At 78.1% G+C, this 383-nt stretch carries 1 protein-coding gene; it reads right to left on the reverse strand.

What is annotated here, in order from left to right; genetic code table 11:
• Window positions 1-383: hypothetical protein (locus G3I71_RS49930; protein WP_203733296.1), on the reverse strand; the 383-nt coding region annotated here is incomplete at both ends.

A 383-nucleotide genomic window follows, 5' to 3' on the forward strand; every position in this document is an offset into this window, starting at 1 on the left:
CGACGCTGCTTCTCCAGCCTCCGCGCCTCGGCCTCGGCACGCAGCCGGGCCTCCTCCGCCTCCTGGAGCCGAAGCCGTTCCTGCTCGGCGGCGCGGGCCCTCGCCTCCGCCTCGACGCGCAGCCGTTCGGCCTCGGCCCGGGTCCGGGCCTCCTCCTCGACGCGCAGCCGCTCCTCCTCCGCCTTGCGGGCGGCCTCCGCCTCGGCCCTGATCCGGGCCTCCTCGGCCTCCCGGGCCAACCGGGCCTCTTCCTCTGCCTTCAGCCGGGCCTCCTCCGCCTTGCGGGCGGCCTCCGCCTCGGCCTTGCGCCGGGCCTCCTCCTCCGCGAGTCGGCGGGCCTCGATCTGCGCCGCCACCTCGGCCTCGGACAGCGGCAGCATCCG

It is taken from the genome of Streptomyces sp. SID12501, assembly GCF_010550245.1.
GTDB lineage: Bacteria > Actinomycetota > Actinomycetes > Streptomycetales > Streptomycetaceae > Streptomyces.